Here is a 7816-nt window from a genome sequence, read left to right on the forward strand (position 1 = left end):
CTCCTTTTTTTGTTTTTAGTGTTGATTGACTAACTGCTTTTTATCTGAGTTTGCGAAGAAATATCTCAAGATAAAATTCAAAAGCACACCATAAGCAGGTAAGAAAAACAGCATACAAATAAGTAGCTTAAAGACATAGTCAACTAAAGCAATTTCTACCCAGTTTGCGGCCATAAATGGGTCGCTACTACGGAAAAATGCGATAAAGAAGAACGCGATAGTATCAATTAAGTTACCAAAGAACATGGCACAAGCAGGAGCCACATACCAACGTGCATTTTGACGTAATCGATTGAAAACACTGACATCTAATATTTGCCCCAGGACATAAGCCATAAAGCTAGCGGCTGCGATACGTGCGACAAATAAGTTAAATTCAGACAATGCAGTAAAGCCTTGCCATTCACCTTGGAAAAATAATGCTGAAATAACATAGGATATCAGTAATGCCGGCAGCATAACCGCAGTGATAATTCTGCGTGCAAGTGGCGCGCCATAAATACGGACGGTTAAGTCAGTTGCTAAGAAAATAAATGGAAAAGTAAATGCGCCCCAAGTGGTATGGAAACCGAAAATATTAATCGGTAATTGCACTAGGTAGTTACTAGAAGTAATAATTAAAATATGAAATAACGAAAGCCAAATTAACGCAGTGGCTTTTTGCTGCGCAGTAAAATTAAACATATTGTACCTTTTTAGTGACAATGGGGTGAGGGAACCCATGAAATTCATCCCAACAGTTGGGAACTGCGTGCGCATCATACGCTCGTTGCGCAACGAAAGCAAAACAGTTCATTCATCAAGACACGTTTTATTATATAATTCGATTATTGATCTCTCTTTAGAAGTGTTTATTTATGTCTAATTCTTTTGATAATGCTACTAAGACCCTTGACACACTTGGGTTGCGTTGCCCTGAACCTGTGATGTTAGTGCGTAAAACGGTTCGTAATATGGCAGATGGGGAAACGTTGTTAATTATTGCGGATGACCCAGCAACCACACGCGACATTCCGGGCTTTTGCCGTTTTATGGAGCATGATTTATTAGCCGTAGAGGTTGATAATACCCCGTATCGTTATTTGTTGCGTAAAAAGTCGAGCTAATAGTTATTAGCTAATTTCATTTTGTACGTTAATTCCTGCCAAGAAGTAGGGATTAACGTAGGTTTAATACTTCCTGATAGCTCAGCCCTGTAAGTTGACAGATAAGTTCAATACTTGTACCAAGTTGTAAACCTTTAAGAGCAATTTCATGTTGTTTTTTGTTTGCTCCGATATCAATGCCCCTATTTACACCGATATCAATGCCTCTATTTACACCGATATCAATGCCTCTATTTACACCGATATCAATGCCTCTATTTACACCGATATCAATGCCCCTACTTACACCGATATCAATTCCTTCTTGTAATCCTTGGTTTTTTAATCGTTGTGCGATGTTCATGATATCCTCTTGGTTATTTTCTAGTTGGTATATAAGTTGATTGACCACTGTTTCAAAATGCGGTGAATCCATAGTAATAAATAAGTAATTGAAAATAGTAATTATGTCATCACTATGATGATAGTTTCGATTCATCGCTTCAGCTAGTAATTGCGTAATTTTTTCTATGTTATCTCTTAGGTCTCTATGTTTCATAGCAAGTTCCATGACGGCAACTTTGCGATGGTTTACGAGCTCATTATCATCAATAACAGTAATATCGACGAGAGGAAATGGCTGACTGTATAAGTTTGACGCAATTTCAGGCCACTGAAAACAGTGTGTCCACGGCTTAGCATATGGGTAAGGGGTTATTTTCCCATGATAAAATAAAACTGGGACAACTAGTGGTAAATCACGATGACCTTGTTGTAAGTGCTGATTCATGGCAAGGAACGCATAATGCATCATCCTCCAACCCATTAGTTTATCGGGTGTTGATTGATGTTCAACTAACATATAAATATATCCTTCACCTTGCTGTGTCTCGACAGTGTAGAGAACATCTGAAAGACGAGTACGTAGCTGATTATCAATGAAAGATGAATTTGTTATCGCTAATGTTTTGAAATCACATAATTGCTTAATATGATTAGGTAAGTGAATATCAAAAAAATCACGTGCATTATCAATTTTAGACATAAACCCTTTAAATGCAGCATCATGCGGTGTTGAACTGTGATTTTTTGCCATACTCAGTACCCACTAAACGTTATACCAAAATAATCTATTGATAAAACGTATTCTAGCGAAAACTGAGGTTTATGGAGAAAAAGTTAGTCCTAATTCTTTAATTGAATTTGCATTTAACATATTGTAATACAGGTGTTTATTGGAAATGTTGTAAATGAAAAACGCCACTTAACGCGGCGTTTAAATTGGTTGATTGAAACTCTGTTAATTAAAGCTATTTTTTCACTTGGGGTAATTTAACGCGTAATAGACGCACTGCGTTCGCTGTGACGAGTGCTGTTGCGCCTGAATCAGCCAATACAGCGACCCAAAGGCCTGTAATACCTAATAAACTTGTGACAAGGAATACGGCTTTTAACCCCAAGGCAATCGCGATATTTTCACGAATGATTTTTCGCGTTGCACGAGAAAGCGCGATGATTTCAGCTAGCCCCGTTAAACGGTTATGAGTTAATGCGGCATCGGCGGTTTCTAACGCAACGTCCGTACCACTTCCCATGGCTACCCCGATACTGGAGGCTTTCATCGCAGGCGCATCATTAATACCATCTCCAACCATCATGGTGCTGTGGTTACGATTAAGTTCCATTACTGCGGTAACTTTATCTTCAGGTAACAAGCCAGCACGAAACTCCATGCCTAGTTGCCCTGCAATGGCACTCGCAGCACGAGGATTATCACCCGTTAGCATCACCGCATTAACGTTAAGCGCTTTAAGCAAACTCATTGCGTCATTTGCATCATTGCGTAGTGTATCTTGTAGCGCGGTTAAACCAATTACACGGTTATCTTCTAGTGTGACAACAACCGTTTTCCCTTCGGCCTCAAGTGCCTCAACTTTACCTTGCCATTCGCTATTTAGCGGGGTATCAAGGCGGTTTGGTGCACTAACCAGTATATGTTTATCGTTCAAAACACCTTCAACACCTTTTCCTGCCAGTGCTTTTCGGTCTTGAGCTTCGGTTACTACCAACGATAATGCTTCGGCTTTATTCACTACCGCCTTAGCCAGTGGGTGATGGGAGCCCACCTCAACGGAAGCGGTTATCCGTACTAATTCACTTTTTGTCATGCCTTCTTCAGGGACAAGGTCAGTGACATGCGGTTTACCTTCCGTTAGTGTGCCTGTTTTATCTAAAGCAATTGTTGTGATAGTACCCAGTTGTTCAAGTGCTGCGCCGCCTTTAATTAATGCACCGCGCCGTGTCGCCGTTGCGAGTGCAGAGGTGATTGCGGCAGGGGTCGAAATTACTAAGGCACAAGGACAACCGATTAATAGCAGTGTCAAACCGCGGTAAATCCATGTTTCCCATGATGCATCAAAGAAAATTGGTGGAATAATAATCACCAATGCAGAAATAAGCATAATGATTGGTGTGTATATGCGACTAAAGCGGTCAATAAAGCGTTCTATTGGAGCGCGGCGTTCTTCAGCTTCTTCAATTAGCTGTAAAATACGGTCGATGGCATTTTGGCCTTGCTCTGACACCACTTTCATCTGCACGGCTCTATCAACGGATAAACAGCCAGCAGCAACTTTTTCGCCCGCATTGCGTTCGATGGGAACAGATTCACCTGTTAGCGCACTCTCATCAAAGCTGGCAAAACCTGAGACTAATACGGCATCGGTAGGTAAACGACCACCCGGTGCGATTTCAATAATATCACCAGGGCGTAATTGTGCCACAGGTATGGTGGTTTTTTGTCCATCCTTGATCAAAACAGCATCTTCTGGGACCAGTGCCATTAAGGCGCTAACTCCTCGTCGGGCTCTTCCGGCAGAATAAGACTCCAACATTTCGCCTAACATAAACAGTAAGATAACCATTGCGGCTTCTTCTGTGGCTTGAATAAAGATTGCACCTACCGCGGCAACGGTCATCAAAGTTTCGATAGCAAAGGGTGAGCCAGTACGAATTAGGCGCAACGATTTACGAGCAATAGGGTATAAACCAAACAGGGTTGTCAAAATAAAGGCGATGTTACCAATTTTTGGGCTGAATGATTCAATACCCCAGCTAATTGCCATTAAAATCGCTAATATAATGACGGGCTTAGCTTCACTGAGTAAGCTTTGTGGTGGCGCAATAGCCGCCGCACTATTACCATTCACTTCGAGCAATTCATAGCCAGCAGCTTCAACCGTGGAACGAACCGCCGCGCTAATATCCGTATTGGCATCAACCACTAATTTTTCAGTAGCGAACAATACCTTAGCTTGTTTAACTTCACTAATTTGGCCGACTGCGGTTTCAATTTTATTGGCACAACTAGGGCAATCCATACCGCGAATAACCCAACTGAATCGTTGCCCTGCGGCTTGGGTTGGCTCAACTTCATTGATGATATTCGCGCTTAACCCACAACTATCACCGTGTTGGTGGTCATGGCCTGCATGGCTATGGTTATGGTGCGTATCGTCGGTATCATGCACATGGGATGAATGGCATCCTTGATGCTGGTGAGATTCTTCATCGTCATCAGAGTGTTGCTTTGTATAGCCATGTTCGTGAGTATGTGAGTCATTACTCACTTCTTTGCTGTTCTCTGTGATTACAGAAGAACAAGTACCGCTATTCGAGCAGCAAGAACTGGTATGTGTATGATTTTCTTTATGAGAGTGTGAGTGCATAAGCGCCCCCTTATCTAATAATAATTCGTTTCATTATTCATTGCAGATAAGTCTACACTCTGGAGTCTACTCCAGAGTCAAACTAAAAGAGGGGCTGCCAACTGATAAAATTCTCAAATAGCACTTTTTATCAATTGGCATGGTGTTTACTAAAAAGGGGTTATAAATAAATTGCTCGGACAATAAAGAACTGCCCAAGGAAATAGAGAGCAGCAACAACGGCTTTTGAAGCTTTAAATGGGATACGGAATCGAGCAATTAGCCAAACACAGTTAGAAAGAAAGAGCAGTGATGCACCAACCATGATTGAAAAATTGTATTCACGACCGAGACCAAAATATTGGTCACCAGCAACCCATGCCATAATCATACACATTATTAATGATGCAAAAACAATGGCTTGAAGATTTTCAAGTTTGCCCCAGATAAATACTAAAGTAATGGCAGCGACAATCAGAGGGGCGGCTAGCCAAGGTAGATAGAGCCCGAAATTGAGTTGCATTCCGAAGCTGATGGTATAAATCAGGTAACTCAAGAACATCAACGCAACGGAAGCTAGTAAGTGCTCACTTGAAAGCATACGAGACAGATCCGCGACGAGCGAGACTAGTAGCCCCGCAAGAATGAGGTAATTTTGCAGGTTAAGATCGTCGGAACTCCAGCCCCAAAGTAATAAAAGTAGCAGTGTGATCGGGCGAAATAACCACCGTTGCCACCCGGGTCCTCGATAGGCGGCATCGACATATAACCAACCAGAAAAGAGTACTGCGAGGAATGGCCAACTAATCATATACACATCCTTATATGTTCAATGAATGACACGACAGTGATCCGGCAACTTATACTCGTTTACTTCAAGCTATGTAGAGTATAGAAGCGTGTCCAACTTAGTTAAATAAGATAAACTATAGCGACTGACTTTTTAAGTGAAAAGCATACATTATGAATAAGCCCATATTATTGATCATTGTTTTAGCGATCATTGCTGTTCTAGCAACCAAGCGTTTTTTTGATCAACGCAAGCAAAATGAAATCAACGATAACGCCTTGCCTGTGAGTTACTTAGTCAAGGTTGATAGCAAAAAAGACTATCCATACCCAAATATGCGCTCTCGAGAGCGGGATGTTGTTTCCCCTGAAACTTTTCGCTATGAGATTCACTTTAAGACGCTATCAAGTGGCGAAATTATTAAAACTATTGTAACTGAAGAACAGTATCAAGGCGTTGAGCTTGGCCATGAAGGTAAGCTCATTATGCAAGGTACCCGCTTTATTCGTTTTGAGCCAGCGTAGAATAGGTTACTCGCCTAATTGTTTTTTCTTCGCTTTTTCTAAATCAGCTTTATTTTTTTTCTGCATCGCTAGCATTTCGAATACACCAAAAAAGAAAATGCGCAGTTGAACTAAACCCGATATTTTCTCCCCTTTTGGTAGCGTTGCTTTTAGAAAAATAGTTTGTAATGCGTGCATGAAAATCATAAAAACCATTGCAATATCCATAAAGTATTTCAATGGCTTAGGGAATGGATGGACGAGGTTAAAGACCATAAAACTCCAAACGCAAATCATGAGTAGGCGTCCAATATTGATAAACATGTTTTTGTCCCTAAAGTGAAGTTCGAATAAAAAGGCGATATGCGACTTGCCCCGCTATTTTTTCGCGATGAAGTTGCCAATTAGCTGGAATGTCAGTAAGTGGTGACTCCGCTTCTGACTCAACGTATATCCAGCTTTCTTCAGCTAACCATTGGTTTTTTTCTAACAATTGAATAGTTTCATTGAGCAGCCCTTTGCGAAATGGTGGGTCAATGAAAACGACATCAAAAGGTGTACCTGCTTGACTTAAAAAAGTTAGGCTATTGTGATTCACTACAGTTGCGTTATCTGCTTGTAAGCGAGCTTTGTTTTCAGTTAACAGTTGTGCGTTTTGTTTATCGAGCTCAATAAAGGTGACCGTTTCTGCAAAACGAGAAAGTGCTTCAAAGCCGAGTGAGCCACTTCCTGCGAAGCAATCTAAGCAACGAGCATCTCGAATAATTGGCATTAACCAGTTAAATAACGTTTCTTTTATTCTGTCTGTAGTTGGACGTAAGCCCTCACTATCACGAACTGGCAGCTTTCTTCCGCGCCATTTTCCACCGATAATACGAATTTGCCCTAAAGAGGGGGATTGTGGTTTTTTTGCCATAATGTTTATTGTTGCTTAACGGGTTTATGTACTTAAATTTGATTGTTACTATTGTATACCTGTCAGGCGATAAGTTGCAGTGTTGTTATCTCTGATTGGTCATTTTTCAATTATAGAACTTTATTTTCACCGTTTTAACACTGAAATTCAGATTAAATTGGCAGGATTTTTCTTTCAGATATGTGTTGCTGAGCGATGAAATGGTAGACTGCATATAATTTTATTGCGATTTGATTATCGAGTGCCATATTTTTACCGCGAGGAGTGTAGTGGCAAATGGCTAAAGACAAGAAAAAAGGTTTTTTCTCATGGTTGGGGTTTGGGCGTAAAAATGAAGAAGAAACCCAGCAACAAGAAGCTCAACAGCATGATAATGATGTAGTCAAGGACGTTGAAAACCAATCAACCCATGAAACTGCGGTAGATGCCGCAACAGCCGAAGCGGAACGTCAACATCAAGCAGAGCAGGCCGCTATTAAAGCCGCTGAAGATGAAGCTGAGCGCCAGTATGAAGCGCAGCAAGCTGCGATTGATGCGGCAACCGAACAAGCAGAACGTGAGCGAGAAGTTAAATTAGCAGAACTCCAAGCGGCCCAAGAGCAAGCGGAACAAGCGCATCAGGAAGCCCAAGAGAAAATATTAGCGGAAGAAAAAGCGGAGCGTGAACGCCAAGAAGCTGAAGCAATACGTATTGCTGAAGCAGAAATGGCACGTCAGCGTCAAGTTGAGTTAGCTGCGATCCAAGCAGCAGAAGAAGCTGAAGAACAACGTCATCAAGCTGAGTTAGCTGCAATCCAAGCGGCAGAAGAACAAGC

Annotated in this window: 8 protein-coding genes and 1 pseudogene; 3 read left to right on the forward strand and 6 right to left on the reverse strand. The window is 41.4% G+C overall.

The window, feature by feature from the left end:
* Positions 1-15 precede the first annotated feature (15 nt).
* Positions 16-684, reverse strand: coding sequence for a 7-cyano-7-deazaguanine/7-aminomethyl-7-deazaguanine transporter (locus PR800_RS04985; protein ID WP_102137991.1), 669 nt, complete (start codon positions 682-684; stop codon positions 16-18).
* 173 nt (positions 685-857) lie between these two features.
* Here PR800_RS04985 and tusA point away from each other — a divergent pair, with 173 nt between their 5' ends.
* Complete coding sequence (gene tusA / locus PR800_RS04990) at positions 858-1106, forward strand: sulfurtransferase TusA (protein WP_272530325.1); 249 nt, start codon at positions 858-860, stop codon at positions 1104-1106.
* Positions 1107-1158: 52 nt separating this feature from the next.
* Here the strand turns inward: tusA and PR800_RS04995 are convergent, their stop codons facing one another.
* The 3 genes from PR800_RS04995 to PR800_RS05005 all read right to left on the reverse strand — a co-directional run bounded on the left by PR800_RS04995 (position 1159) and on the right by PR800_RS05005 (position 5603).
* A complete protein-coding gene (locus PR800_RS04995; protein ID WP_272530326.1) occupies positions 1159-2181 on the reverse strand; it encodes an Rpn family recombination-promoting nuclease/putative transposase in 1023 nt (340 codons plus the stop codon).
* A 214-nt stretch (positions 2182-2395) separates the two neighbouring features.
* On the reverse strand, positions 2396-4813 hold the full coding sequence (locus PR800_RS05000) for a zinc/cadmium/mercury/lead-transporting ATPase (protein WP_272530328.1): 2418 nt from the start codon (positions 4811-4813) through the stop codon (positions 2396-2398).
* Positions 4814-4973: 160 nt separating this feature from the next.
* Positions 4974-5603 carry a lysoplasmalogenase gene (locus PR800_RS05005; protein WP_102137987.1) on the reverse strand — a complete coding sequence of 210 codons (630 nt, stop codon included), beginning with the start codon at positions 5601-5603 and terminating at the stop codon, positions 4974-4976.
* Positions 5604-5755: 152 nt separating this feature from the next.
* Between PR800_RS05005 and PR800_RS05010 the strand changes: the two genes are divergently transcribed.
* Complete coding sequence (locus PR800_RS05010; protein WP_102137986.1) at positions 5756-6106, forward strand: DUF2500 family protein; 351 nt, start codon at positions 5756-5758, stop codon at positions 6104-6106.
* 6 nt (positions 6107-6112) lie between these two features.
* On the opposite strand, the gene PR800_RS05015 is transcribed toward PR800_RS05010, so the two are convergent.
* Entirely contained in the window at positions 6113-6409 is a 297-nt protein-coding gene (locus PR800_RS05015; RefSeq protein WP_102137985.1) for a DUF1145 family protein, read from the reverse strand.
* A gap of 10 nt (positions 6410-6419) precedes the next feature.
* Complete coding sequence (gene rsmD, locus PR800_RS05020) at positions 6420-7001, reverse strand: 16S rRNA (guanine(966)-N(2))-methyltransferase (protein ID WP_166264266.1); 582 nt, start codon at positions 6999-7001, stop codon at positions 6420-6422.
* Positions 7002-7277: 276 nt separating this feature from the next.
* Here rsmD and PR800_RS05025 point away from each other — a divergent pair.
* Positions 7278-7816: pseudogene (locus tag PR800_RS05025) on the forward strand (signal recognition particle-docking protein FtsY); the annotation flags it as partial.

The organism is Providencia sp. PROV205, from assembly GCF_028479505.1.
Classification (GTDB): Bacteria; Pseudomonadota; Gammaproteobacteria; order Enterobacterales; family Enterobacteriaceae; genus Providencia; species Providencia huaxiensis.